Annotated in this window: 28 protein-coding genes; 15 read left to right on the top strand and 13 right to left on the bottom strand. The window is 71.8% G+C overall.

Annotated elements, in window-relative coordinates; translation table 11 throughout:
- Positions 1 to 180: 180 nt before the first annotated feature.
- Positions 181 to 2,574, top strand: a complete 2,394-nt coding sequence (locus tag OHA84_RS04415) for an excinuclease ABC subunit UvrA (protein WP_199826631.1) — start codon at positions 181 to 183, stop codon at positions 2,572 to 2,574.
- A gap of 100 nt (positions 2,575 to 2,674) precedes the next feature.
- Positions 2,675 to 3,367, top strand: a complete 693-nt coding sequence (locus tag OHA84_RS04420) for an RraA family protein (protein WP_053682379.1) — start codon at positions 2,675 to 2,677, stop codon at positions 3,365 to 3,367.
- Between the two features lie 100 nt (positions 3,368 to 3,467).
- On the opposite strand, the gene OHA84_RS04425 is transcribed toward OHA84_RS04420, so the two are convergent.
- Positions 3,468 to 4,337: a DUF4394 domain-containing protein gene (locus OHA84_RS04425; RefSeq protein ID WP_266973241.1), complete on the bottom strand. Its 870-nt coding sequence runs from the start codon at positions 4,335 to 4,337 to the stop codon at positions 3,468 to 3,470.
- Positions 4,338 to 4,673: 336 nt separating this feature from the next.
- On the opposite strand from OHA84_RS04425, the gene OHA84_RS04430 reads away from it, so the two are divergent.
- Positions 4,674 to 5,411 carry a VOC family protein gene (locus OHA84_RS04430; protein WP_053682377.1) on the top strand — a complete coding sequence of 246 codons (738 nt, stop codon included), beginning with the start codon at positions 4,674 to 4,676 and terminating at the stop codon, positions 5,409 to 5,411.
- Between the two features lie 4 nt (positions 5,412 to 5,415).
- Here OHA84_RS04430 and OHA84_RS04435 read toward each other — a convergent pair whose 3' ends face one another.
- On the bottom strand, positions 5,416 to 6,828 hold the full coding sequence (locus OHA84_RS04435) for an NADP-dependent succinic semialdehyde dehydrogenase (protein WP_053682376.1): 1,413 nt from the start codon (positions 6,826 to 6,828) through the stop codon (positions 5,416 to 5,418).
- A gap of 179 nt (positions 6,829 to 7,007) precedes the next feature.
- Here OHA84_RS04435 and OHA84_RS04440 point away from each other — a divergent pair, with 179 nt between their 5' ends.
- Complete coding sequence (locus tag OHA84_RS04440; RefSeq protein ID WP_053682375.1) at positions 7,008 to 8,252, top strand: aromatic acid exporter family protein; 1,245 nt, start codon at positions 7,008 to 7,010, stop codon at positions 8,250 to 8,252.
- Here OHA84_RS04440 and OHA84_RS04445 read toward each other — a convergent pair.
- A complete protein-coding gene (locus tag OHA84_RS04445) occupies positions 8,237 to 8,611 on the bottom strand; it encodes a hypothetical protein (RefSeq protein ID WP_266973239.1) in 375 nt (124 codons plus the stop codon). The genes OHA84_RS04440 and OHA84_RS04445 overlap by 16 nt on opposite strands.
- 198 nt (positions 8,612 to 8,809) lie before the next feature.
- On the opposite strand from OHA84_RS04445, the gene OHA84_RS04450 reads away from it, so the two are divergent.
- Together OHA84_RS04450 and OHA84_RS04455 are read left to right on the top strand one after the other, a co-directional pair.
- Positions 8,810 to 9,655 carry an alpha/beta fold hydrolase gene (locus OHA84_RS04450; protein WP_266973238.1) on the top strand — a complete coding sequence of 282 codons (846 nt, stop codon included), beginning with the start codon at positions 8,810 to 8,812 and terminating at the stop codon, positions 9,653 to 9,655.
- 148 nt (positions 9,656 to 9,803) lie between these two features.
- Positions 9,804 to 10,298, top strand: coding sequence for a heme-degrading domain-containing protein (locus OHA84_RS04455; RefSeq protein ID WP_053682373.1), 495 nt, complete (start codon positions 9,804 to 9,806; stop codon positions 10,296 to 10,298).
- Between the two features lie 58 nt (positions 10,299 to 10,356).
- Here the strand turns inward: OHA84_RS04455 and OHA84_RS04460 are convergent, their stop codons facing one another.
- Entirely contained in the window at positions 10,357 to 10,527 is a 171-nt protein-coding gene (locus OHA84_RS04460) for a hypothetical protein (RefSeq protein ID WP_266973237.1), read from the bottom strand.
- A 188-nt stretch (positions 10,528 to 10,715) separates the two neighbouring features.
- Between OHA84_RS04460 and OHA84_RS04465 the strand changes: the two genes are divergently transcribed.
- Positions 10,716 to 10,838, top strand: a complete 123-nt coding sequence (locus OHA84_RS04465; RefSeq protein ID WP_266973236.1) for a hypothetical protein — start codon at positions 10,716 to 10,718, stop codon at positions 10,836 to 10,838.
- Positions 10,839 to 10,924: 86 nt separating this feature from the next.
- Positions 10,925 to 11,608: a DUF4230 domain-containing protein gene (locus OHA84_RS04470; protein ID WP_266973235.1), complete on the top strand. Its 684-nt coding sequence runs from the start codon at positions 10,925 to 10,927 to the stop codon at positions 11,606 to 11,608.
- Between the two features lie 66 nt (positions 11,609 to 11,674).
- Here the strand turns inward: OHA84_RS04470 and OHA84_RS04475 are convergent, their stop codons facing one another.
- Complete coding sequence (locus OHA84_RS04475; protein WP_053682371.1) at positions 11,675 to 12,655, bottom strand: helix-turn-helix domain-containing protein; 981 nt, start codon at positions 12,653 to 12,655, stop codon at positions 11,675 to 11,677.
- 156 nt (positions 12,656 to 12,811) lie between these two features.
- On the opposite strand from OHA84_RS04475, the gene OHA84_RS04480 reads away from it, so the two are divergent.
- Entirely contained in the window at positions 12,812 to 14,002 is a 1,191-nt protein-coding gene (locus OHA84_RS04480) for an MFS transporter (protein WP_266973234.1), read from the top strand.
- A gap of 16 nt (positions 14,003 to 14,018) precedes the next feature.
- Here the strand turns inward: OHA84_RS04480 and OHA84_RS04485 are convergent, their stop codons facing one another.
- Together OHA84_RS04485 and OHA84_RS04490 are read right to left on the bottom strand one after the other, a co-directional pair.
- Positions 14,019 to 14,999 carry a hypothetical protein gene (locus OHA84_RS04485; RefSeq protein WP_053682369.1) on the bottom strand — a complete coding sequence of 327 codons (981 nt, stop codon included), beginning with the start codon at positions 14,997 to 14,999 and terminating at the stop codon, positions 14,019 to 14,021.
- Positions 15,000 to 15,103: 104 nt separating this feature from the next.
- Positions 15,104 to 16,378 carry a M14 family metallocarboxypeptidase gene (locus OHA84_RS04490; protein WP_371591576.1) on the bottom strand — a complete coding sequence of 425 codons (1,275 nt, stop codon included), beginning with the start codon at positions 16,376 to 16,378 and terminating at the stop codon, positions 15,104 to 15,106.
- 188 nt (positions 16,379 to 16,566) lie between these two features.
- Between OHA84_RS04490 and OHA84_RS04495 the strand changes: the two genes are divergently transcribed.
- On the top strand, positions 16,567 to 17,850 hold the full coding sequence (locus OHA84_RS04495; protein ID WP_371591319.1) for a pyroglutamyl peptidase: 1,284 nt from the start codon (positions 16,567 to 16,569) through the stop codon (positions 17,848 to 17,850).
- Between the two features lie 102 nt (positions 17,851 to 17,952).
- Here OHA84_RS04495 and OHA84_RS04500 read toward each other — a convergent pair whose 3' ends face one another.
- Positions 17,953 to 18,324, bottom strand: coding sequence for an SH3 domain-containing protein (locus OHA84_RS04500; protein ID WP_266973231.1), 372 nt, complete (start codon positions 18,322 to 18,324; stop codon positions 17,953 to 17,955).
- 135 nt (positions 18,325 to 18,459) lie between these two features.
- Positions 18,460 to 19,095 carry a TetR family transcriptional regulator gene (locus OHA84_RS04505; RefSeq protein ID WP_266973230.1) on the bottom strand — a complete coding sequence of 212 codons (636 nt, stop codon included), beginning with the start codon at positions 19,093 to 19,095 and terminating at the stop codon, positions 18,460 to 18,462.
- A 96-nt stretch (positions 19,096 to 19,191) separates the two neighbouring features.
- Here OHA84_RS04505 and OHA84_RS04510 point away from each other — a divergent pair, with 96 nt between their 5' ends.
- Positions 19,192 to 19,374: a hypothetical protein gene (locus tag OHA84_RS04510; protein WP_053682365.1), complete on the top strand. Its 183-nt coding sequence runs from the start codon at positions 19,192 to 19,194 to the stop codon at positions 19,372 to 19,374.
- Positions 19,371 to 19,796, top strand: coding sequence for a hypothetical protein (locus OHA84_RS04515; RefSeq protein WP_266973229.1), 426 nt, complete (start codon positions 19,371 to 19,373; stop codon positions 19,794 to 19,796). Before OHA84_RS04510 ends, OHA84_RS04515 begins: the two co-directional genes overlap by 4 nt.
- A gap of 70 nt (positions 19,797 to 19,866) precedes the next feature.
- Here OHA84_RS04515 and OHA84_RS04520 read toward each other — a convergent pair whose 3' ends face one another.
- The 3 genes from OHA84_RS04520 to OHA84_RS04530 all read right to left on the bottom strand — a co-directional run bounded on the left by OHA84_RS04520 (position 19,867) and on the right by OHA84_RS04530 (position 21,688).
- Positions 19,867 to 20,826: an aldo/keto reductase family oxidoreductase gene (locus OHA84_RS04520; RefSeq protein ID WP_234350258.1), complete on the bottom strand. Its 960-nt coding sequence runs from the start codon at positions 20,824 to 20,826 to the stop codon at positions 19,867 to 19,869.
- 42 nt (positions 20,827 to 20,868) lie between these two features.
- Positions 20,869 to 21,219 carry a PRC-barrel domain-containing protein gene (locus tag OHA84_RS04525; protein WP_107089316.1) on the bottom strand — a complete coding sequence of 117 codons (351 nt, stop codon included), beginning with the start codon at positions 21,217 to 21,219 and terminating at the stop codon, positions 20,869 to 20,871.
- 289 nt (positions 21,220 to 21,508) lie between these two features.
- The gene (locus OHA84_RS04530) at positions 21,509 to 21,688 is read right to left on the bottom strand and encodes a CsbD family protein (RefSeq protein ID WP_053682364.1); all 180 of its coding nucleotides are present in this window, start codon (positions 21,686 to 21,688) and stop codon (positions 21,509 to 21,511) included.
- Between the two features lie 203 nt (positions 21,689 to 21,891).
- Between OHA84_RS04530 and OHA84_RS04535 the strand changes: the two genes are divergently transcribed.
- Positions 21,892 to 22,053 carry a hypothetical protein gene (locus tag OHA84_RS04535; RefSeq protein ID WP_053682363.1) on the top strand — a complete coding sequence of 54 codons (162 nt, stop codon included), beginning with the start codon at positions 21,892 to 21,894 and terminating at the stop codon, positions 22,051 to 22,053.
- Positions 22,054 to 22,587: 534 nt separating this feature from the next.
- Positions 22,588 to 22,977: a hypothetical protein gene (locus OHA84_RS04540; protein WP_266973228.1), complete on the top strand. Its 390-nt coding sequence runs from the start codon at positions 22,588 to 22,590 to the stop codon at positions 22,975 to 22,977.
- Between the two features lie 64 nt (positions 22,978 to 23,041).
- Here the strand turns inward: OHA84_RS04540 and OHA84_RS04545 are convergent, their stop codons facing one another.
- Positions 23,042 to 23,611: a hypothetical protein gene (locus OHA84_RS04545; protein ID WP_053682361.1), complete on the bottom strand. Its 570-nt coding sequence runs from the start codon at positions 23,609 to 23,611 to the stop codon at positions 23,042 to 23,044.
- A gap of 259 nt (positions 23,612 to 23,870) precedes the next feature.
- Between OHA84_RS04545 and OHA84_RS04550 the strand changes: the two genes are divergently transcribed.
- Positions 23,871 to 25,193 (top strand): cytochrome P450, encoded by a 1,323-nt coding sequence (locus OHA84_RS04550; RefSeq protein ID WP_266973226.1) that lies wholly within the window; start codon positions 23,871 to 23,873, stop codon positions 25,191 to 25,193.
- Positions 25,194 to 25,207 lie beyond the last annotated feature (14 nt).

Consider the following 25,207-nt stretch of genomic DNA (forward strand, 5'->3'; position numbering starts at 1 on the left):
CGTACACATCGGGCTGAGGAGCCGACGGGCCGCGTGCCCGCGCGCGCGATCAGGACCCGCGCGACCGATCAGGATCGGAGAAGCGAAACCCGCCCCGCCCGCCGTAGCGTGAAGTCCACGGGCAGCGAGCCCCGCGGGCAGGGAACGAGGCGCCCGGCCCCGATCGACGGATGGAGCGCGATAAGCATGGCCAAGAGGACGGGGACGCGGTCGTCCGCGCCGCACGACGCCGACAGCCACGACCTGATCAGCGTGCACGGCGCGCGCGTGAACAACCTCAAGGACGTCAGCGTCCAGATCCCCAAGCGACGGCTGACGGTGTTCACGGGCGTCTCCGGCTCGGGCAAGAGCTCGCTGGTGTTCGGCACGATCGCGGCGGAGTCGCAGCGGCTGATCAACGAGACGTACAGCGCCTTCGTCCAGGGCTTCATGCCGACGCCGGCGCGGCCCGAGGTCGACGTACTGGACGGCCTGACGACCGCGATCATCGTGGACCAGCAGCGGTTGGGTGCCGACCCCCGCTCCACGGTCGGCACCGTCACCGACGCCAACGCGATGCTGCGCATCCTCTTCAGCCGCCTCGGAAAGCCGTACGTCGGCGGGCCCGGCGCCTTCGCCTTCAACGTCCCCTCGGTCCGGGCGAGCGGGGGGATCACGGTCGAGCGCGGCGCCGCCACCAGGACGGTGAAGGCGACCTTCAGCCGCACGGGCGGCATGTGCGTGCGCTGCGAGGGCCGGGGCAGCGTCTCCGACATCGACCTCGCCCAGCTCTACGACGACTCCAAGTCGATCTCCGAGGGGGCGTTCACCATCCCCGGCTGGAAGTCGGACAGCTGGTGGACCGTGCGGCTCTACGCCGAGTCGGGCTTCCTCGACCCGGACAAGCCGATCCGCAAGTACACCAAGAAGGAGATGCAGGACTTCCTCTACCGGGAGCCGACCAAGGTGAAGGTCGAGGGCGTGAACCTCACCTACGAGGGGCTCATCCCCAAGATCCAGAAGTCGTTCCTGTCCAAGGACAAGGAGGCGATGCAGCCGCACATCCGGGCGTTCGTGGAGCGGGCGGTCACCTTCACCACCTGTCCCGAATGCGACGGTACAAGGCTCAGCGCGGAGGCCCGCTCCTCGCGCATCGACAAGCTCAACATCGCCGAGGCCTGCGCGATGCAGATCAGCGACCTGGCGGGATGGGTGGGCGGCCTCGACGAGCCGTCGGTGGCGCCGCTGCTCTCGACCCTGCGCGGGACCCTGGACTCGTTCGTGGAGATCGGGCTCGGTTACCTCTCGCTCGACCGCCCGTCGGGCACGCTGTCGGGCGGCGAGGCACAGCGCGTCAAGATGGTCCGCCATCTCGGCTCCTCGCTCACCGATGTCACCTATGTCTTCGACGAGCCCACGACGGGCCTGCACCCCCATGACATCCAGCGGATGAACGACCTGCTGCTGCGGCTGCGGAACAAGGGCAACACGGTGCTGGTCGTCGAGCACAAGCCGGAGACCATCGTGATCGCCGACCACGTCGTGGACCTCGGTCCCGGCGCGGGCGCGGCGGGCGGCACGGTCTGCTTCGAGGGCAGCGTCGAGGAGCTGCGGACCGCGGGCACGGTCACCGGCCGCCACTTCGACGACCGGGCCGCCGTCAAGGACGAGGTACGGACGCCCACCGGCACGCTGGAGATCCGCGGCGCGACGACGCACAACCTGCGCGACGTCGACGTCGACATCCCGCTCGGGGTGCTGACCGTCGTCACCGGCGTGGCCGGCTCCGGGAAGAGCTCGCTCGTGCACGGGTCGATCCCCGCCGGCGAGGGTGTGGTGTCGATCGACCAGGGCGCGATCCGCGGTTCGCGCCGGAGCAACCCGGCCACGTACACCGGCCTGCTCGACCCGATCCGCAAGGCGTTCGCCAAGGCCAACGGCGTGAAGCCGGCGCTGTTCAGCGCCAACTCGGAGGGTGCCTGCCCGAACTGCAACGGCGCCGGGGTCGTCTACACCGACCTGGCGATGATGGCGGGCGTCGCCATCGTCTGTGACGAGTGCGAGGGGAAGCGGTTCCAGGCGGCGGTCCTGGAGCACCACCTCGGCGGCCGCGACATCAGCGAGGTGCTGGCGATGTCGGTGACCGATGCGGAGGAGTTCTTCGGGGCCGGGGAGGCGCACACGCCGGCCGCGCACCGGATCCTCGGACGTCTCGCCGACGTCGGGCTGGGCTACCTCAGCCTCGGTCAGCCGCTGACCACGCTGTCGGGCGGCGAGCGGCAGCGGCTCAAGCTGGCGACCCACATGGCCGACAAGGGCGGGATCTACGTGCTGGACGAGCCGACCGCCGGTCTGCACCTGGCGGACGTGGAGCAGTTGCTCGGTCTCCTCGACCGGCTCGTCGACTCCGGCAAGTCGGTGATCGTGGTCGAGCACCACCAGGCGGTCATGGCGCACGCCGACTGGATCGTGGACCTGGGCCCCGGCGCCGGCCACGACGGCGGCCGGATCGTGTTCGAGGGCACGCCCGCCGATCTGATCGCCGGCCGATCGACGCTCACCGGCGAGCACCTGGCGGCTTACGTCGGCGCCTGACGGGGACGCGCGGACACGGCGCGGCGGGCCGGAGGGGGTGGCAGGGCACGATGAGGGCGGTACGCGATCGAACCCGTTCTTTTCGAGAAGGAGAGAGGGCATGCTGCAAGCCTTCGCCGACCTGTCCACCCCGCTCCTGGCCGATGCCTGTGTCCGTACGAACACGCCGCTGCGCGTCGCACCGCCCGGCATCGGCGCGGTCGTACGGGGGCACCGGGTGGCGGGGCCGGTGCTGCCGGTGCGTCACTACGGGAGCGTGGACGTGTTCCTGGAGGCCTTCGGTCGGGCCGAGGAGGGCGACGTCCTGGTGATCGACAACGGCGGACGTTCGGACGAGGCGTGCGTGGGTGACCTGGCGGTGCTGGAGGCCGCGGCGGCCGGGGTGACGGGTCTGGTGGTGTGGGGACTGCACCGCGACACCGCGGAGCTGGCCGAGATCGGTCTGCCCGTGTTCAGCTACGGCGCCTACCCGCCCGGACCCGTACGGCTGGACGAACGGGAGGCCGACGCCCTGGTCACCGCACGGTTCGGGGCGCACCTCGTGGACGGCCGGGACTTCGTCTTCGGTGACGTCGACGGCGTGCTGTTCGTCGCCGCGGAGCACGTCGAGAGGGTGCTGACGGCGGCCGGGCGGATCGCCGGGACGGAGCGGGAGCAGGCGCACCGGATCCGATCGGGCGAGACGTTGCGCCGGCAGACGGCCTTCGAGGACTACCTGGTCCTGCGGGACGCGGATCCCTCGTACAGCTTCCGGCGGCACCTGCGGCGCATCGGCGGTGCCATCGAGGAGTAGGACGCGCACGTGTCGGGGCCTTCCCCCTCGCCGGGCCGCCGCCCGCGCGGCGGCCGTTCGGTGGGCCGGTCCCCGCCCCAACGGCCCACCGCGCGGTGGATCAGTTCTGGCCCAGCGGCAGGGCCAGGTCGGTGACCTGCTGCTTGGCGGGGAAGGCGCCGAGGTCGCGGGCCGCTCCGGTCAGTACGTCGATCTGGTGGAGGCGGGAGCCGCGGCCGGTGTCGAGGGTCGCGAATCCCTGGTTGGTGCCGTGCTCGGGCGAGAAGTGGATGTCGAATCCGGCGTCGGGTCCGGCGTTCACACCGAGGTTCCCGGTGGGTGCGAGGGTGCCGGCGTTGGCGGGTGACTGGAGGGAGACCCGGTCGGCCGTGGTGTCGAGGTCGAAGAGGGTGGTCGCCGTGGCGGCGTTCAGGTCGTTGTTGGTGTAGGCGGCGCCGGTGACGCCCATGGCGGTGGACGGCGGGGTGGTGGGGTTGGTGAGGGTCCCGTCGACCGTGGTGCCCAGCGGGGCGGCGGCGTCGTCGAGGTTGTGGCGCAGGTTCTGACCGGTGTTGCCGATCACCCGCAGACGGTTCGCGGCGGGGTTGAAGTCCACCCCGAACCGCGTCCCCGACAGGCCCACGGTGAGCTGGGAGACCTTCGTCGCCCTGGCGTTGCCGGTGTTCAGGGTGTAGATGCCGCCCTTGTCGCCGACTCCGTAGAGCTTCTCGTTCTGGACCCGGAAGTCGATGCCCACGAGCCTGGTGTCGCCGCGGAGCCCGGACACCCTGCCGATGCCGGTGGGCTTGGCGGGCGAGTCCACGGTGAACTCCACCAGCCGCTGATCGGAGGTCAGACCGATCGCGGTCAGTGCCCGGTGTCCCGCTCGGTCCATGGCGTGGTCGCCGCCGTCGGCGGAGGCCGGAACGGGCGCCGACACGGCCGCCGCCAGGACGACGGACGCGGCGATGACGATCTTGCGAGTACGCATGTCGCTCTCCAGGATCAGGGTTCGGAGTCAGGGGGTGTCCGCCCGGGTGTCGAGCGGGTCGAGTCTGTTTCGACGGCCGGGACCGCGCGGACGGGTCGGTGTCCGCGATCCCACCCCAATGGCGGCACCGGACGTCCGGCCGCCTCCTTCCCGCCGGCGGAACTCCCCGCGGCGCGGGGTTCCGACCGGGCGTCGTCCACCGTTCCGCGCGGCCGTGTCTCGCGGCCTGGCGTCGACGCCGGGGCTACGGTGGGCGCCGGGTGAGCGTCAGAGAGGTCGGTGCCGGTGTCGACGTCAAGCCATGAGGTGTTCGGTGCTCCGTGTTGGGTGAGCCTGATGACCCGCGATCTGGAGAACGCGCAGGCGTTCTACGGGGCCGTGCTCGGGTGGACCTTCCGCCCGACCCGGCTCGGCGAGGGTTTCTCGGTGGCGATGCGTGACGGGGTACCGATCGCGGGCATCGGGGCGCTCGCCGGCCGGCTGGGCGTCCCGGTCGCCTGGACGCCGTACTTCGCCGTCGACGACGCCGACGTCACCTCGGCGCGGGTCCGCGAACGGGGCGCCACCATGGCCGTGGGCCCGCTGACCTTCGGCACCGGGCGCGCCGCGCTCGCCGCGGATCCGGATGGGGCGGTCTTCGGTTTCTGGCAGGGCGAGGTCATCCCGGACTGGACGGCACACCGCCACCGCGCCGCCGCGTCGCTCGAACTGCGCACGCGCGACGCGTTCGCCGCCGCCGTGTTCTACGGGGACGTCCTGGACTGGGCGTGCGAGCGCCCGGGGTGCTGTGACGTCTCGTACGAGCACGATCACGTGGTGATCCGGCGCGGTCACGACACCGTCGCCCGGATCAGCGGCGGGGCCGTGGAGGAGGCGCCGGATCCGCAGATCCGCCCGCGCTGGCACATCCACTTCGACGTGCCCGACCTGGAGGCGGCCGTGGACACCGCCGTCCGGCTCGGCGGCCGGACCGCCTCCCCGGTCCGGACGACGGGCGACAGCCGCCGGGTCGCGCTCGGGGACCCGGACGGCGCCCTGTTCACGATCGTCACGCCGCTGGGCGCGTCCGGTTGAGCGGCTACGCGGGCTTGGCGCCCGGTTCGGCCGCGTGCCACACCGTCGTGGTGTTGCAGAACTCGCGGATCCCGTGGCCCGAGAGTTCCCGGCCGTAGCCGGAGCGCTTCACTCCGCCGAACGGCAGTGCGGGGTGGGAAGCGGTCATGCCGTTGAAGAAGACACCGCCGGCCTCGACGTCACGTACGAAGCGTCGCTGTTCGGCCTCGTCCCGGGTCCACACGTTCGAGCTCAGGCCGAAGGGCGTGTCGTTGGCCACGTCCACCGCCTCGTCCAGGTCGCGGACCCGGTACACGGTGGCCACCGGGCCGAAGGCCTCCTCGTGGTGGATGCGCATCTCGGGGGTGATCCCGGTGAGGACCGTCGGCTCGTAGAACCAGCCCTTCGGGAACGCCTCGGGCCTGCTCCCGCCGCACAGGGCCCGGGCTCCTCGGCGCACCGCGTCGTCCACGAGTCCTTCGACGTCGTCGCGGCCCTGCTCGGTGGCGAGCGGGCCGACGTCGGTGGATTCCGCCATCGGGTCGCCGACGGTCAGTTCGGCCATGCGGGCGGTGAAGAGGCGGGTGAACTCGTCGTGGACGTCGGTGTGCACGATGAAGCGCTTGGCCGCGATGCAGGACTGGCCGTTGTTCTGCACCCGGGCCGTCACCGCGACACGCGCGGCGCGTTCGACGTCGGCCGACGGCATCACCACGAAGGGGTCGCTGCCGCCGAGCTCCAGGACGGTCTTCTTGACCTCGTCGCCGGCGATGGCGGCGACCGCGCGGCCCGCCGGCTCGCTCCCCGTCAGGGTCGCCGCGGCCACCCTGGGGTCGCGCAGGATCCTCTCGACCGCGCCGGAGGAGACGAGCAGCGTCTGGAAGGCTCCGGCGGGGAATCCGGCGCGCCGGAAGAGGTCGCCCAGGTACAGCGCGGTCTGGGGCACGTTCGACGCGTGCTTGAGCAGACCCACGTTGCCGGCCATGAGCGCGGGTGCCGCGAAGCGGACGACCTGCCAGAGGGGGAAGTTCCACGGCATCACGGCCAGGACGACTCCCAGCGGCCGGTAGTGGACCCGGGCGCGGGCGGCCCCGGAGTCCGCCACCTCCTCCTCGGCCGGGAACTCGTCGGCCAACAGGCCCTCGGCGTTGCGCGCGTACCACCGCATGGCCTTGGCGCACTTCGCCGCTTCGGCGCGGGCCGCCGCGATCGGTTTGCCCATCTCTGTCGTCATCGTGCGGGCGATGTCGTCCTGGTCCTCGTCCAGGAGGTCCGCCGCGCGGTCGAGGAGCCGGGCGCGCTCGGCGAACTCCGTGATCCGAAACGTCCGGAACGTCTCGGCGGCGAGCGTCAGCCGTTGTTCGATCTCGTCTTCCGTCAGTTCGTCGAACGTGCGGAGCGTCTCGCCGTTCACGGGGTTGATCGTCGCAATGGCCACGAGGGGCTCTCCTCTTCCTTGGTGCACCGGTCTCCGATGATGCAATCGCGCGTGGGCGGTGGGCCGGAAGCGCGCCGGACCTCGACGCGCGCCGTTCCGCCCCGTTCGCGTGTGCCCCGCGTGGGCCGAGTGATCGGTGCGCTTGTTGATCACGCCGAGGACTGGGCAGGGGCGGGCTTATGACACTGGCAATCACACCTCTCCGTCGGCTCGCCCACCGGTACCGGGAACCCGCGGTCGTCCAGGCGATCCGTTCGACAGCGGCTGCCGTCGTCTCGTACGTCGTCGCCCTGGCGGTGAGCGACGAACCGGCGCCCCTGACCGCGCCGCTCACCGCCCTGCTCGTCGTCCAGGTCACGCTCTACACCACGCTCACCACCGGAATCCGGAGGGTGAACTCCGTCGTCGCCGGCGTGCTGATCGCGATCGGCTTCAGCGCCCTGGTCGGACTGACCTGGTGGAGTCTCGGTCTGATCATCCTGGCCTCGCTCGTCATCGGCCGCGTGGTGCGGGCCGGCGAGTTCGTCCCGGAGGTCGCGATCAGCGCGATGCTGGTGCTCGGCGTCACGAGGGTCGCCGACACCGCCTGGGACCGTGTCCTGGAGACGCTGATCGGCGCGGCGGTCGGCCTCCTCTTCAACGTGCTGTTCGTGCCGCCCGTGTGGATCCGTCCCGCCTCCGATGCGATCACCGGTCTCGCGGCGGGCATGAGCACCCTGCTGACGCACATCTGCGCGGAACTCGGCGGTCCCACCACGGTGGAGAAGGCCGCCGCCCGGCTGCACGAGGCACGACGTCTCGACAACGACATCGCGCTGGTCGACGCCGCGCTCCGACAGGCCGAGGACAGCCTGCGACTGAATCCGAGGGTGCGCGAGGGGCTCCTCTTCCGGCTGGTGCTGCGCACGGGGCTCGACACCCTGGAGATCTGCGCGGTGGTGCTGCGGGTGTCCTGCCGGACCTTGACCGATCTCGCCAGGACCCGGCCGGCGGACACCCTCTTCCCGCCGCTCGTCACCCAGGCCCTACAGGAGTTGTACGGCCATCTGGCCATCGCGATGGAGAGCTTCGCCGAGCTGATCACCGCTCAGGTCAGCGCGAACGCCGAGGAGGCCGAGGGCCGGCTGACCCGGGAGCTGGAGATCGCCCGGATGAGCCGCGACCGGCTCGCCGTGTTGCTGCTGGAGCGGGTCCGCGCCGAGCCCGGGATGTGGCAGTTGTACGGGGCGCTGCTGGCCGAAGCGGACCGCGTACTCGACGAACTCGGCGTGGACAAGCGCTCCCAGCGCCTGATGGAGGAACTCGACCAGCACTCCCGTCTAAGGCTCGAACGGTATCCGCGATGGCACCGTCTGACGCGCCGGGTGCGCTCCCTCCGGTCGGGCCGGGGCCGCGCCCGGGACCGCGATCAGGTCTCGGAGTAGCTGAAGTCCCCCATCGTCCAGGCGCTGACGTCCTTGATCGCGATCCGGTACATCCCTCCGGTCTCGGGGATGCCCATGGTCCCCTGGAGGATCCTGGCCACGTGGAAGTGCAGGTAAGAGGGCGACTCCCGGCGTGGGGAGTCGTCGGCCGTCTCGGCGTCCGCGAACAGCGGCGCGAACGGACTGAGCCGGTCGGAATCGATCAGGACCTCGGCCACGCGCCGGCGCCACACGCTCTCGGGAGCGAGGCGGCCCGTGACCACGGCGCCGTGAACCAGGACGGTCAGTGACATCTGGTTGGTCTGCTCCGATTCCACCGCGGCGGCGATGGCGACGAGCAAGACGTCAGGCTTCGACATGAGCACCGATCCTACAAGGCGCCGGTCCCCCCGGCCGGCGTGTCCGCGCTGCGCCGGTCCCCGCGTCCGCACATCGCGTGGCGGATCGCCGCACGGCCGCGCGGCGAGCGGCGGGGCGTGCGGCGGTCGCGGGGCCGGTACCTTGACGCCACCGGGGCGGCCACGACCCGACCCGTCCGCACCTCGGAGGGACCCCTGATGAACGAGAGCGATCTGCGGACGGCCGACGGGCGCGTCCTGCACGTCCACGACACCGGACCCGGGCGGTCCGCCGACGGTCCCGTCGTGTTCTGGCACCACGGCACGCCGAACATCGGGGCGCCGCCCGCGCCGCTCTTCCCCGCCGCCGCCAGACTGGGCATCCGGTGGGTGTCCCACGACCGCCCCGGCTACGGCGGCTCGTCCCCCTGCCCGGGGCGGACCGTGGCGTCCGCGGCGGCGGACGTGCGGGCCGTCGCGGACGCGTTGGGCATCGACCGGTTCGCGGTCATGGGCCATTCGGGGGGCGGGCCGCACGCGCTGGCCTGCGGTGCGCTGCTCCCGGACCGGGTCCTCGCCGTGGTGAGCGTGGCGGGGTTGGCGCCCTTCGACGCCGAGGACCTCGACTGGTTCGCCGGCATGAACCCCTCCGGCGCGGCGTCCCTGCGTGCCGCCGCGCGTGGGCGCGGGGCGAAGGAGCACCACGAGGCCGGTGCCGTGTTCGATCCGGAGATGTTCACGCCGGCCGATCATGCGGCGCTGGCCGGTCCCTGGTCCTGGTTCGCCGATGTCGTCGGCCCGGCCGTGGAATCCGGTCCCGGTGGTCTGATCGACGACGATCTCGCCTACGTCACACCCTGGGGCTTTCGTCCCACCCTGATCACGGCGCCCACGCTCCTCCTGCACGGCGCCCGGGACCGGGTCGTACCGAGCGCGCACGGTCGATGGCTCGCCGACCACATCCCCGGGGCGGAACTGCGGATGAGCCCGGACGACGGTCACATCTCGGTGTTGGGTGCGGGCGAGAGCGCCCTGGAGTGGCTGGCGACGCATCGGAGTGTGTGAGCCGGGCCGCGACACGCCCCGCACCGACCTGCCCGTTTGCACTTCGGCAACAGTGTTGCCAAAGTGGCGGCATGATTGCCTCGACCGCTGACCCCACCCCCCTCGGCAAGGCCGTCGGCTCTGCCGCCGCACGGACGGAGGTGACGCCGTGAGCGCCCCCGCCCCCGACGTGGCCGAGCTGGAGGCCCAGGAGGCCCGGCTCACGCTGCCCCGCTTCACCCACGAGGACGCCTGGGAACTGGGTTCGCTGCTCGTCACCCTCGCCCGCGAGCGGTCGGCCCCCGTCGCCATCGACATCCGACGCGGCGCCCAGCAGCTCTTCCACTGCGCGCTCCCGGGGTCGAGCGCGGACAACGACGCCTGGATCGAACGCAAGCGTCGTGTCGTCGAACGCTACGGTGTCTCCTCCCTGTTGACCGGGACCCGCTTCCGGGCCCGCGGCAAGGACTTCGACGCGGACGGACGCCTGGACCCGGACCTGTACGCCGCGCACGGGGGTTCGTTCCCGATCGCCGTCGAGGGCGCGGGGGTCATCGGCGCGGTGACGGTGTCGGGGCTGCCGCAACTCGATGACCACGCGCTCGTGGTCGAGGCGTTGGAACGCTTCCGTGACCGCCCCCGGGGCGAACGCGCGGCCCGCTGATCGTCGACCCGGCCGAGCCGGGCGGAGTGCCCTCGCCGGAGGGGCACTCCGCCCGGCGTCAGTGGGCGCTGCGGCGGTGGCCGCCACGCTGCGGGGGAATCGTCCGCAGCCGGCGCGCCTGGACGCCACGTCGGGGCGCGTTCGACCGGACGGGAGCCGCGGGGGCTGCCACGAGAAGAGCGATCAGGGCTCCGACCGCGACGAGAATCACCACGATGGACATCGACATGCTCGTTCCTTTCGTCGGGCGCCGACAACTTGCCACTACCTAGTGTTACCTGAAGCACGATCATCAAACACGGCGAGTGACATTCGTCGGGGCGTGGAGGTCGCGCCGATCGACTCGCACGACGCTCCGCGGGCAACGTGGCGCACATCCGGGCGCGTCGATCCCTCCGGGGCGGGCAGACGCGGGAGATGACATCGAATCAGCTGCTCGCGTTCGCCCCCTCCCCCACCCCCGGGCCCGCCTGGCTGCATCTCCTCGTGATGGCCTTCGCTCTGTTCGTCCTCCTGCGAACCCTGACCAAGCACCGCTGAACTCCCTTGTCCGGGCCTCTGGTTGAGCCCGGCCGCGGTCCGCACGACACCCGGTGAGACGGCCGTTTTCGGGGCATCCGCAGGGCATGGACAACTCATCGCTCGACTCGGAGCGGCAGGACCGCCCAAGACGCCCGCACCGTCCGGCCCGTTGGGGACGGATCGTCGGCGCACTGGCCGCGCTCGCCCTGCTGTTCGCGCTCGTCAGCCGGTTCGACCTGATACCCGGCTTCGGTGATCTCTTCGGCGAGAAGACGCGGGACCGGACCGGTCCCGTGCTCCTCAAGTCGATTCGGGACATGCATCGTTACGAGGGCGCGGCGGGCAACTTCCAGGTCGTGGTGGACCTGGAGAAGGACGCGAAGTTCCTCCCCGACTCGATCCGCGGCACCCGCACCCTGTACGTCGGAGCGGGCACCGTCAGCGGCTACGTGGACCTCGGTCGGCTCGACGAGCGGAGCGTCACGGTGAACGAGGACCGCACGAAGGCCACGCTCCGCCTGCCCCACGCCGTCCTGGGCCCGGCAGCCCTCGACCTGGACCGCTCGTACGCCGTGTCCCAGCAACGGGGGCTCCTGGACCGACTCGGGGACCTGTTCTCCGACAACCCGGCCGGAGCACAGGGCGTACAGCGCCTCGCCGCCCAACACATCACCGAGGCGGCGCGCGACAGCGGACTCGTCGAGCGCACCGAGAAGAACACCAGTGCCATGCTGGAGGGGCTTCTGCGCTCCCTGGGATTCAAGGAAGTGACGGTCGGCTACGCGTGACGCGCGCCGCCCCGCGAGGGAGTGACCCGGTGGCCGCGCACCCCGGGTCACCCTTCGCCGCGCCGGTCAGCGCCCGCCGGCCAACCGGTCACCGAGAGGACTGCGGCGGTACAAGACCTGCCGTCCGTCGCGCGCCCGGGTCAGCAGGCCCGTGGCGTGCAGCACGCGCAGGTGTTGGGACACGGCGCTCGGGGTGACCCTGAAGCGACGGGCGATCTCGATCGTGGGCAGTGGCTCGTCCAGGAGGTCGAGCAGTCGGGCCCTGGTCGCGCCGAGCAGCGACACCAGGGCCGCCGAGTCGGCCGTCGCCGGTTCGGTCCAGAGCGTCGCCACTCCACGACTGGGATAGACCAACAGCGGCGCCTCCCCGGGGTCGACCGGGGGCGCGGGTTTGTGGGCGAAGACGGACGGCACCAGCAGGAGCCCTCGACCGGAAGCCTCGGCACGATGACTGTCGATCATCCGGTCGATGTGCAACACGCCGTTCTCCCACCGCAGGTTCGGGTGCATGCCCGCGAACAGCCTGCGGGCGCCGCCCATGGCCAACTGCCGTGCGCGGTAGGTCATGTCGGCCTCCAGGAGGAGCCTCATCCGTGGCCACGCCGGCTCGACGGCGAGTTCCCAGTAGCGCCGCAGGAGGTCGCAGATCGCGTCGCGGAGCCCGTCCACCGCCGCGTCGTCGGCGCCCGCGGCGGCGCGCAGGGCCTCGGGGAGCGGATCCGACGCGTGGGCGGCGGACAGATCGCGACGCACCCGGTCGGGGGGCGTCACCCGGACGAGGGCCAACTCCTCCTCGAAGCTCGGGGCGAAGCCCGGCGGTCGCGGCGTCAGGAAGTCGGGAAGGGTGAGCCTGCGCGCGACCAGCGACATCAGCAGGCCGGTGTCGAGCGCCCCGAGCCGGCCGAGCACGGACCTGCGCCACGGCAGGTGCAGCGCGGACAGCCCCGGATCGCGCAGCACCCGCAGGCTGAAGACCGTCTCACCCAGCGGCGAGAGCGCGAAGCGCGTGTCCGCGAGGTCCTCGACACCCAACACGAAGCTGATCATCAAGCCATACGCTACATCCATTGGAGGCCGCCCGAAGGTGCCGTGAACTCGGCGCATGACACCCACCGCTGCCGCGCAGCGCACGAAGAAGGATCCCGGCTCGACGCACGGCCCCGGGCGCCGCCCGCGCGCCGCGGGCGGGGCGGTGGACTTCACGTGAGCCGCCGACTGCTCCTGCTCCTGGCCGTGACCTGCGGCGTCGCCGTGGGCAACATCTATTTCCCGCAGGCCGTCGGCCCGCTGATCGCCGCCGGCCTCCACGTGCCCCCCGCCGAGGCCTCGTACGTGGTGACGGGCACTCAGGTCGGTTACACCCTGGGGCTCTTCCTGCTGGTTCCGCTCGGCGACCGGCTCCCGCACCGTCGGTTCCTCGTCACGCTGCTCACCCTCACCGGACTGGGCCTGCTCGCCGCGGGCTGCGCGCCCACCTTGCCGTTCCTCGTCGCCGCCTCCCTCGCCATCGGGGTCTCGACCGTGGCCGCCCAGGTCATCGCCCCCCTGGCCGCGGGGCTGGTGGCCGACGACGGCCGCGGCGCGGTGATGGGCACCCTCTTGAGCGGATCGATCGGCGGCATGCTGCTGGCCCGTACGTTCAGCGGAACGCTGGGCGAATGGCTGGGCTGGCGGGCCCCCTATCTGGTGGCCTCGGCCGTCGTCCTGCTGCTGGCGTGGGTCCTGGCCCGCACGCTCCCCGTCACCACCCCCTCCTCGCACGGCTCGTACCCGGCGCTGCTCACCGCGTCGCTCCGTCTGCTGCGCACCGAGCCCGAACTGCGTCGCTCGTGCTTCTACCAGGCGACCGTCTTCGCCGGGTTCTCGGCCGTCTGGACCAGTGTGGCGCTGCTCCTGACCGGCCCCCGCTACGGCCTGGGCGCCCAGGCCGTGGGCATGTTGGCGCTCGTCGGTGGGGTGACGATGCTCTGTACCCCGCTCGCCGGCCGGCTGGTGGACCGCGAGGGCCCGGATCGGGTGAACCTGGTCTCCCTGATCGGTGTCCTCCTGTCGGCCGCGATCCTCGCCGCGGGTACCGCGGGCGGGGTGGCGGGGCTCGCCGCCCTGACGCTGGGGACGGTGCTGCTCGACGTCGCGATGCAGTCCGGCATGGTCGCCAACCAGTCCCGGGTCTTCGCGGTGCGCCCCGACGCGCGCGGCAGGCTCAACACCGCCTACATGACCTGCGCCTACCTGGGGGGCAGCGCGGGGTCGTGGCTCGGGGTGCGAATCCACGACCGGGCCGGCTGGGCAGGCGTGTGCGTGCTCTTGGCCTTCCTCGCCGCCCTGGCCCTGGCCCGCCACCTGGTCGTTCCGTCCCGTTCGCGCCTTGGGGAACGGCAGTCGTCGCGCTGACCCTCGGCGGGAGGCGTCAGCGGCGCAGGGCCGTACGGAGCGTCAGCCCGTGGTGGAGCCGCAGCCGGCGCAGCTCCCACCAGGACAGGGCGGTCACCGTGACCGGGGCGCCGAGGATGAAGGCCACCCTGGCACCCGCCGGAACCTGGTCGTAGGACCCGGTGATCACGTCCACGAGGGCCATCTCCCACACCAGGACGCCGGCGAGGATCGGCGGCAGCACCTCGTGGATGTCGGCGGTGCGGAAGACGTGCACCAGCGACAGTCCGATGCCGTAGAGGGCGAAGCCGATCGACCACAGGCACAGCACCAGCACGGCGATCTTCCCCGGCAGCCCCACGGCGTCCCGCACACCGGCCAGTTCCGGGGCCATGGCGAGGGCGGCGGTGCCCATGGACGCCATGATGGCCAGGACCGAGCCGAGCGGGCGCAGGGCCCGGCGCAGGTAGACCCGGCGCAGCCCGTCCCGCGCGGCCGCCACGAAGGCGCCGACCACCACGGGGAAGGTGCACACCAGTACGAGGACGCTGGACCAGCTCTGGTCGAGGCGTTCGCTCGCGACGCCGTGGATGTCGGCGGCGCTCGCGACGGCGTTGTAGGTGACCATCAGGCCCACCCAGGCGACGAGTCCCAGCCCGGTCCGCCACAACTGGAGCTTGCGGACCTCCCGGTCGTCGACGATCCCGGGGCGCGAGGGACGGAAGGTCCGCCGGGCGGCGTACACGGGGTTGTAGAGCCCGCGCAGGATCTTCCGGGCCCGTGACTGTTCGACGCGCGGGGGCGGGCCCGGCGGAAAGGGCGGTCCGTACGGGTATCCGGGCGGCGGTCCGGGCTGTGCGTACGGATACCCCGGCGGCGGGCCGGACCGGCCGTACGGGTACCCCTGCGGGGGAACCGGTGGTGCGTAGGGGGGCCCTGGCGGCGGATGCGCGGCGCCGCCGCCCGCCGGATCTCCGTACCCACCGCCGCCGTACCCGCCACTGCCGTGACCGCTCATGCCGCATTCCCCCGATGTGCCGCCCTACCGAACCCAGGCATCTTAGGGTGTGCCCGCGGCGGGGCCGGTCCGATCCTCGGTGGAGGGGCGCGCGGGAGGCGACCTCAGCAGCCGAACACCGGCTCCCCCGCCGTGAGATGGTGCGCGGCCCGGCCGTCGAGCAACAGGGGGACGAGGATGCGCAGGGATTGGCGCAGGGGAACGAACGCGCCCGTACCGGAAGCGGTGACCCGTACGCCGTGGAGGGCGAGCCGCTCACGCACCTGCGCGTAACGGGCGGCGGTGAGGCGGTATCCGCACGGCGGTTCGGTCAGCGTCTCGGCCGGGGACGCGGGCCGGTTGTCCGCGCCGGCCCAGCGGATCGCCCCCTCGTCCCGGTATCCGGCGACGCGCGCCCGCCCCGTGGCGGCCGCGAGCGGCCGGGCCTCCTGTACCGCGTAACGGAACAGACCTCGCAGTGCGGCGAGTTGGGAGTCGACGCGGCGCAGGTGGTTGCGGGTGGGGTCGGCCTTCTCCGTGGCACCCGCCGGCTCCAGGCGGCTCTCGACGAGCAGGGTGACGGCGTGTTTGAGGCCGGCGGCGTTGCGCAGGATGTGTTCCTGTCCGTCGCCCGCCGTCTGCCCGATCGGGGCGCCGGTGACGGGGTCGGTCCGGATTCCGTAGGTGCCGGTCGAATACCCGGCGGCGCGGGTCGTGTCGCGCACGTGGGCCTCGGACAGCAGGCGGGACTGGGCGTACACGGCGGGGTCGGTGTTGGGGTTGCGCGGCCAGAGGTCGAAGAGGTCCTTGTCGTACGTGCCGGGGGTCGACCGGTACTCGTGCAGGTCGAACACGACGTTCGGGCGCCGGTCGCGCAGCACGCCCGCGACGGCCCGCGCCTCGGGTGAGGTCAGGGCGACGTGGTCGCGGTTGACGTCGACGCCGTCGGTGTTGGTCCGGGTGCCGGCGGCCCGGCCGTCGGGGTTCGCGTTCGGGACGACCAGGACCGTGGCGGTCGCGAGGAGGCGCCGGGTCGCCGGGTCCCGTGCGTACGCGAGATCGCGCACAGCCGTCAGGCAGGCTTCGCGTCCCGCCGGTTCGTCGCCGTGCTGGCCGCACACCAGCAGCACGGTGAGCGGCGCCCTGCCGTCGCCGATGCCGACCATGCGCAGCGGACGACCTTGGCTGGTGGTGCCGATCCGCAGCAGGGCGGCCCGGTCGCCGCCCCGGTCGACGGCGTCGAGGAAGTCCCGCTCCTCGGCCCCGGTGGTCCAGCGTGCGCCGGCCGTCGTCTCGAAGCCGGTGCGGGGCGGGGCTTCGGAGCCCCGGGCCGGGCCGGCCGTCAGGAGCAGGGCCGTCAGCGCGCCGACGAGGCCCAGCCGCGTGGCGAACCGTCTCACGAGGTCACCGCTCACGATGTCGGCTTCGGCGTGGTCTGACACGGCATCTCCCGGTGTGGGACGAACGGTCCGCACAGTCTGTCGCTTCGGAGTGGCCGTGACCGCCGGACCGTCCCGTGTCGCGCGTCCGGTCGGTTCCGATGGGTTCCGGCGCGAAGGTGCCTGTCGGGGGCCGGGGAGCCTAAGTAATGTCACATCGCATGATGTTCTTACGGCGTACCGCGTCGGCCGCGGCCCTTCTCGCCACCCTGATCCCGTTGACCGTCGCCACGGCCGCCACGGCGGACGAGCGCACCCCCTGCCGCACCTCGACCTCCGCGCCACTCGACGCCGAGCAGGCGCGACTGTCCGACCCGAGGACGACCGCCCTCGTCGAGCGTGCCGGGTTGGGCGACTTCGTACGACGGTTCCCCGCCGCGCTGTGCGGGACGCGCGGCCCCGCCGAGGCCGAACGGCTCCTCGACGGCTGGGGCGAGGCCCTGTGGCAGTCGGCCGTGAGCCGGGCCCAGGGGCAGCGGCCCGGCGGTGATCTCGCGACCGGCGACGACCGGCCGTTGTACTGGACCCGGCTGGCGATGACCGCCGCGCTCGCCCGTTGGGAGCCCGCTTTCGCCGTCGACCGGCGTGCGCTGCGGGCCCGCTTCGAGGACGCCTCCCGAGGTCTCACCGACAACGGGTTCCGGTCGGCTCCCGGCGTGCGGCGCGTGTTCATCAGCGGCTTCGACCCGTTCGGGCTGGACGCCGAGATCCGCCGCGCCAACCCGTCCGGATCGGCGGCCCTGCGCCTCAACGGCCTCCGCGTCACCCTCGCCGACGGCAGCCGCGCCGAGATCCGGGCCGTCGTACTCCCCGTGCGGTACGCCGACTTCGACGCCGGCATGGTGGAACGGGCCTTCGCCCCGCACCTGGCCGCCGGCGCCCAGCGGGCGGACGTCATCACCACCGTCAGCCAGGGCTACCCCGGCATCTTCACCCTGGAGGACTGGGCGGGACGCGCACGCTCGGCCGACCCGTACCCGGACAACGCCCGCGCCCTCTCGGGAGGCACCCGCGAACATCCGGTCACCGCTCCCGGTATGGGCCGGGGCGCGGAGTTCATCCGGACCACCCTGCCGGCCGACGCGGTCACCGCCGCCGTGCAGACGCCCTATCCGGTGCTTCTCAACCGCGCCGTCACCGAGATTCCCGCCGGGGGCACGGCGCCGGTGGACCGTACCGACGGCCCGACGCCCGGGTCGCGCGCCGTGGAGGGCGGTGGTGGCGGCTACCTCTCCAACGAAGTGGCCTACCGCTCCAATCGGTTGCGCGTCGAACTCGCACCGGGAATGCCCGGCGGACACCTGCACACCCCGGTACTGACCGGACTGCCGGCCGACCCCCAGGTCCTGACCGGACCCGAGTTCGAACGCAACGAGAGCGCAATCACCTCCGAGGTCCGGGCCGTACTCGAACACGCCGCCGTCCGACCGTGACGTCCGCGCCGTCCCGGTCCTCCCGGTGGCCGGCGCGACGACCGTCATCGCTCGCGCCGGACGGGTCACCGCGCTCCCGGCGCGACCCGTCCGGCGCTCCGGTCAGCAGGGCCTGATCGGCTGGAGGTTGTGGACGTAGCGGGCCGCGACCCAGCCGTTGACCCCGTGGACGCGGTACCAGATCGGATTGCCGTCGACCCACTTGCCGCGCTTCTCGCACACCAGGCCGATGCGCCGGTGGGGAGCGAGCGTCTTCACGACCTTCGAGTGGATGGTGGGCTTGCTCCGCACGTTGACGCCCCACTTCGACACCACGACGCCGAAGGTGTGGACGGGCTTGGGTGCCGCCTCCACTCCCGCCCGGTGGGCCGCGCCCGCTGCGGTACCCGCGCCGGCCGCCCAACCCGAGGCCCCCAGGGGCCCGATCAGCAGGCCTGCCGCGAGCACGCACGCCGTCGCCGTCTTCTTCACCATCGCTCAACACTCCCGTCGCCCTGTCCAGCCGTAGGCGGTCACGCCAGGCACCGCCGATCCGACTATCACCACGGCGTCGGCCTTACGGGTGCTTGACACGCCTGCCCGTCACCCGGTCGGCCCCGCTCCGCGTGCTCACGCCCGGGTCCCGTCGACCCAGTTCAATCGCCCCCGGTGGATGAGTCGCAGCTGACGGCGGGCGGTGTCCGTCACCTCGGCCCACTCGTTGTCCTCCAACGCCGCGGCCAGGTAGGCCGAGGCCGTCATCACCATGTGGTCGACGTACAGACGGGCCAGCATCAGGAGGTCCGCCGGGCTCCAGCCCGCGCCGAGCGGATCGGAGGCGAGTCTTTCGGCCACTTCCCGGGCGAAGGCGTCGAGCCGACCGGCGATCGTCTCCCGCACCCCGCGTACCCCGCCGTGCCGTTCCCGGACGATGAATCGCAGGTGTCCGGGGTACGTGCGCACCAGCTCCGCCATGAGATCGACGGCCTCGTCGAGGCGCCGGTCGGCGTCCCCCGAGGCGCCCAGGAGGGAGCGGACAGCGCCGTGGAGGTTCTCCAAGGCCTCGTCCACCAGGGCGATCCCCAGTTCCTCGATGTCCGCGAAATGCCGGTAGAACGCGGTCGGCGCCACGCCGGCGGTACGGGCCACCTCCCGCAGGCCCAGGCTCCCCAGGCTCTGTTCCTCCAGGAGCGACAGGGCGGCGTCCAGCAAGGCCCGGCGGGTGCGGTGGCGTTGGGCCTGACGGGCCCCGACGGTCTGACTCATGTCGGAAAGTAAACCCCGATCCCCCGGCAACCGCATGCCACCATTTAGACTGGGTAGTCAGTGAACAACTGTCACCCATTTTTGGGAGGAAGCACGATGCTCTTCCTCGTTGCGGCCCTCATGTTGTTGGGGGTCCTGCTGGGAACCGTGGCCCACGTCCCGGCGCCGGTCACCCTCATCGGAACGGCCGTGATCGCCGCCTGGCTGCTGATCTTCGCCGTACGTGAACGGACCACGCGCCACCACCGATCCGCGAGCCGTCAGGAGGGTTCCTCATGACATCCCACCGCACGACCCTGGACCGCACCGCCCACGACCCCACCGACCTCGACGACAGCCGAGTCGACGTCCCCACCGCGGCCGGCGGCGACACCGCCACCCGCGACACTGCACCCGGATCCGCCCACGGGCAGGCCGACCGCGCCGACGCCGCCGACCGCGAAGCCGGAACGGGCAGCGCCGGGACCACCCGCGAGACCGACGGCATGGCCGTCGTCTCGTTCCTCTCCGGCCTGGTGGGTCTGCTCGCGATGAACCTCGTGCTCGGACCGATCGCGATCACCCTCGCCGCCCTCGCCCTGCACCGCGGCACGAGCCGCCCGGGGCGCGCCCGCCTCGGCCTCGTGCTCGGCGTCGCCGACCTCGCGATCCTGGCGTACCTGATCAGCGCGGACGGCACCTGGTCGTGGAGCGTCGGCTGAGGCCGGCGCCGAGCGGACGGCCGGAGACGTCCCTACGGAACGACACCCGTCCGCGAGGGCCCTCGCCCGGTCAGGGCAGGGGAACGCCGCGCGCCGTGAGCCACAGCTCGTACCACTCCTCGTGGCTGAGCTCCGGGTCTCGTCGCGCGGCGTCCCCACAGGCCCGAATGCGCTCCGGGCGGCCACTGCCCACCACCGGCACGATCCTGGCCGGATGCCGGCGCAGCCACCACAGCAGAATCGTTTCTGGGGTGGTGCCCTTCTCACCGGCGAGCTTGGCGATCAGGCGCGCCGTCGCGTGCTCCCGTTCGCTCTCCTGACGGCCGGTGAACCGGCCCTGCGCCAGGGCTCCCCAGGCCTGCAGGCGAACGCCCCGCGTCAGGCAGTACTCGATCGCCCCCGTGGGGAACCCGTTCTCCGCCGCGCCGGGCGTGTTCACGAGCACGCCGTCCTCCAGCCAGTCCCGACGGTCCAGGCTCATCTCCAACTGATTGGCGACCAGCGGGAATTCGAGGTGGGACTGGAGCAGCGCGATCTGGGCGCCGCCCATGTTGGACACGCCGAACTCCCGGACCAGCCCCTGCCGGCGTAGCGAGGTGAGCGCCTCGGCGATCTCCGCCGGGTCCGCCAGCGGATCGGGCCGGTGCAGGAGGAGGACGTCGATGACGTCCGTACGGAGCCGGGAGAGGCTCTCCTCGACCCGCCGCACGATGGTGGGGCCGCGCAGGTCGTAGATGCCGGGGCGTCCGCCCTCGGCGAGGCGGATCCCGCACTTGGTCTGGAGCGTGATGCGTTCGCGCAGACCGGGGGTGCGGGAGAGGACCTCGCCGAACACCGCTTCGGCCTTGCCGTGCCGGTAGATGTCGGCGTGGTCGAATCCCGTGATGCCACTGTCGAGGGCCGCCTCGATCGCGGCCTCGGCCGCGTCGATGTCGCCGGGCCCGTACGGCTCCGTGTCCCATCCGCCGCCGAGCGCCATGCATCCGTAAAGCAGCCGGTCCCGATCCGCCTCTTGCGCCTTGATCACCATGTGGCACAGCCTACGGGCGCGGCCGAGGGGCCGGTCCGGGTGTCAGCCGATGAAACCGCCGTAGTAGCCGCCGATCCGGCTGTAGTAGTCGGTGTCGCCGATGTGCTTCTCGCTCACGAACTCCGGAGCCGCCTTGATCTGCTCCTTCGTGCGGTCGACGTAGATCTTCTCCTGTGCCACGTCGACGTGGATGACCGTGCCGGCGGGCAGCAGGACCTCCCGGCCGAAGATCCACGGGCCGGTGTCCACCACGATGTAGGAGGACCCCGCGTCGTCGGAGTGCTTGCTCACCTTGCCGATGTCCCCGTCGGCCGCCTCGACCTTGAAGCCGGTCAGGTCGATGGCCTCCAGTCGGCCCGAAGTCTCGCGGTATCCCCACACGTTCACGTTCACGAGCTGCTCCCTCATCTCCGGATCGACGCGCCCGCCCTGCCCGACCACCGCGCGGCGGGGGCGGCGGGCGCCTTCGATCACCGCCTGCCCAGGGCCCCCGTTCTCACACGTGCGTCGCGCGCGGCGCCGCCGGAGCACTCGGGAGCCGGGTCACTCGCGGGTGGGGCTCGGTACGACGACGGGGGCCGGACCCCTCGTGGGGAGGTCCGGCCCCTGTGGTGAGCGCCGCGTGGGTCGACGCTTCGGCCCGGCGCTCTCGGTCAGCGCTTCGGTCAGTGCTTGGCTTCGGTCAGTGCTTGAAGGTGTCCTTCAGCTTTTCCTTCGCCTCGCGGGCATCGCCCTTGACCTGCTCGGTCCGGCCCTCGGCGGTAAGACGCTCGTTCCCCACCGCACGGCCGGCGATTTCCTTCATCTTGCCCTTGGCCTGCTCGGTCTTGGCCTTTGCCTTCTGCTCACCGGACACGGTCATCACTCCCATGCGGTTGAAAACGCTTACCCCGCGGCACCTGACCAGAAAATCGGACTTCAAACGCCCCGGCTCCGCTTTCACCGGTTCCATTCCCTTCTCGACCAGGCGGGTGTACCCACCGCCCGTCCGGCATAAGAATCGAGTAAGAAGAGAAAATGCCGAACACGCGGTCGGGCAGACGGACATTCGGAGGTCGATAAACCATGGTTCCCCTTCTTCTCGTACTTCTGCTCGTACTGATTCTTTTCGGTGCGGGTTTCGCACTCAAGATCCTCTGGTGGGTCGCGATCATCGTCCTGATCCTCTGGCTGATCGGCTTCGTCGCCCGGCCGAAGGGCAGCAGCGGACGCTGGTACCGCTGGTAGCGCCGCCGACCACGCCGTACGTCACGTGGGCCCACCCCGCACTCCGGGGTGGGCCCACGGTCGTGCCGGCACGGTCCGGCGCGCAGGCGCCGGCCGAGATCGCATGCCGGCAGGGGGCGCCGGGCGCCCGCCATGACGCTTCCCGTCGATCCGGTCGACCCGGAGAGTGGGGGGCACCACATGGCATCAAGGCGTGGATCGAGACGCGTACGGACACGCGGCGGGCGGGGTCGGGACCGCCGGCGCCCGCAGCCGCCGCGGCGGCGCTCCCGGGGGCCCTGCACCCGGTGTCCCCCGGCCGGTCGGTCATCCCCTGGACTTCGCGGCGGCCCGCGAGACGCGTTGACGCCGGGCGGAATCGAGTCGTCCAACCGCCGGGATTCGCCCCCTCAGTGGTCCGATCGGCCGGCGGTCGAGGGGCTCACAGGGGTGAAGGTGACTCCATCATGACAGGTCAGACGGCTTTTTTGTAGGACTGACGACACAGCCGATCTCCCTTGTTCGGGGGCCTGTTCGGATTTGAGAATCTCCCTCATGAATCCCTCGGCGCACATCAATCACCACGCGGTCCTTCGAGCACGAGTGGCTCTCCTCGGTTCCGGGAAGCCGCCCCTCGACCAACGGGTCGCCGCCTACCGTGTGCTCGCCCAGGTGAGTCCCCTGGCGTATCTCCCCCTGCTGGCCATCGCCTTGGGCAAGTACGCCCGGCGGGAATTCGCCGATCGTCCCGACATCGCGGCGGCCCTCCACGCGGAATCGGTCGCCGCCGCGCGCCGCGTGTGCGCACTGGAGCCCGAGCGCGTGGAACTCCTCGTCCATTCGCTGACGTTGTACAGGGAGCAGCTGATCCACATGGACCGTCAAGAGGAAGTCCGCGCGGTGGAGCTGGAATTGACCACCCTCTTCCAATCCGATCAGCGGTAGCGCGGCGAGCCGCTCGGCGGCCGGCCGCCGAGCGGTTCGAGCCGACCGGACCCGGGGGCCCGGGTCAGGTCCGGGGCTTCGGGCGGGTGGTGCCGGGGAGGCAGGTCACCGCGGGGTTGTAGGTCTCGTAGGTGCCCTTGGGGTTCTCCTTCCACAGCCACATGTGCAGGGCGTAGTGGACGGGCTGGCCGGGGAAGTGTCCGCGCAGCGGGCCCGTGAAGGACCGGCCGAAGAGCTTCGGGCGGTCGCCGTCCGTCGTGAGGTCCTGGTCCTTGTCGTAGACCAGCCACTGGACCCCGGTGAGGCGCTTGCCGCCGCGGCCGTCGTCCTCGTAGTACAGCGCGGCGGGCTTGGCGGGATCGACGGAGTTGTCGTACGCGTGGTTGAAATGCGGGTAGCCGAGGGCGCCCGTGCCGGCCGGGTCGGCCACGCAGTACTTGTCGGGGACGTAGCCCGCCTTCACGCCGCCGGCGTGCCGGAGGAAGGGGGCGGTCGCCCGGTAGGTGACGGCTCGGTCGGCGGCGGCCCTGCCGGTGTCCGCGCCGGATGCCGCGGACGCGACGGTGGGACCGGCGGCCGCCGTCAGGGCGAGTGTCGCGGTCGTGATGAGGACCAGGGTGGTGCTGCGAGCCATGCGCGGACTCCTCGGTGGCGGGCTGGTTGCTCGACGAGCAGCATGATGTCCCGGCCCACCGGACCCGCCACGCGACCCGACCGCACGGCGACCGGACGACTGACCGCCAAACGGCCGAGCGGCCGGACGGCGAGGGCCGACCCGTTCCGCACGTCCGGCACGGGCCGCCTGACTCGAACGAACCAAGCCCCGTTTTGCGAACGCTCCCGTCGGGGAACCGCTGAGTCCACACAGGCGAGTGGCACGGAGGGTGCGGAACATGACGCAGGAGAACGCGACGACGGACGGCGGAGCCGCCGTGCACGACCTCGTGGCGGCCGTGTCCAAGGGCGCGCCGGAGTACCGCTCGTGTCCCCACCCCGTCTACGCCGGCCTGCGCGAGCGGGATCCGGTGGCCCGGTTGACCCCTCCGCACGGCGTCGCGACGTACCTCATCACCCGCTACGACGACGCCCGGGACGCCCTGTCCGACCCGCGTTTCAGCAAGAACATGCGCGGGGCGATGGACATCTACCACGCCGTGTTCGGGGACTTCTTCGACGCCTTGGACGACAACGTGCTGTTCTCGGACCCGCCCCGGCACACCCGGTTGCGCCGTGTCCTGCGGAGCGCCTTCACCCCCAGACGGGTGGAGGAGATGCGGGCCGGGATCACGGAGATCGCCGAGCGCCTCCTCACCGAGTGCCGCAAGAACAACACGGTCGATCTGATGTCGTCGTTCGCGTTCCCCCTGCCGATCTCGGTCCTGTGCGAGCTCATGACGATCCCGGAGGCCGATCGCCCGGAGATCCTGGAACAGTTCGCCGTGGTCACGCGCTCCCGGTTCAACCCCGCGGCCAAGGCCGAGTTGAAGGCCGCCGAGGAGTGGCTGCAGGATCGACTGCGGCGGCTGATCGCGCACCAGCGGGCGAACCCCTCGGACTGCTTCCTCGGGGACATCATCAGGGCGGAGGAGGCCCTGGACGACGCGGAGCTGGTGTCGTCGCTGTGGGTCCTGTTCTTCGCCGGGCACAAGACCACCGCCTACCAGATCGGGAACTCCGTACTCGATCTCCTGCTCCACCCCGATCAGCTGGCGACGCTCCGCACCGACCCCACTCTGATCCCCCGGGCGGTCGAGGAGATCGTGCGCTTCGAGGGGTCGGTGGAGACGTCGACGTTCCGCTACGCGACGCAGGACGCGGAGATCAGGGGCACGGTGATCCCCAAGGGGTCCCTCGTCCAGATCGCCATCTCGTCGGCGAACCGGGACCCGGAGAAGTTCGACCGCCCCGACGACCTCGACGTGACGCGCGAGGGACTCCAGGGCACGCACCTTGGCTTCGGGCACGGAACGCACTACTGCCTGGGCGCGCCCCTGGCACGGCTCGAACTCGAGATCGCGCTCTCCTGTCTGCTGCGGGAGTTCCCGGAGATGGAGATCGCACCGGACGAGGAGCCCGCGGGGGCGTGGCTCAAGGGGCCGATGGCGGCGTTCCGCGGGCTGGAGCGACTGCGGCTCGTCCTGGAGCCCTCGCGCCCGGTCGAGACGCCCGCGCCGACGCACCGATCGGCCACGACCTCTGTTTCCGCCCACAGGTGAACCGATCCGAGGGA

Source organism: Streptomyces sp. NBC_00513 (genome assembly GCF_041431415.1).
Taxonomy (GTDB): Bacteria; Actinomycetota; Actinomycetes; order Streptomycetales; family Streptomycetaceae; genus Streptomyces.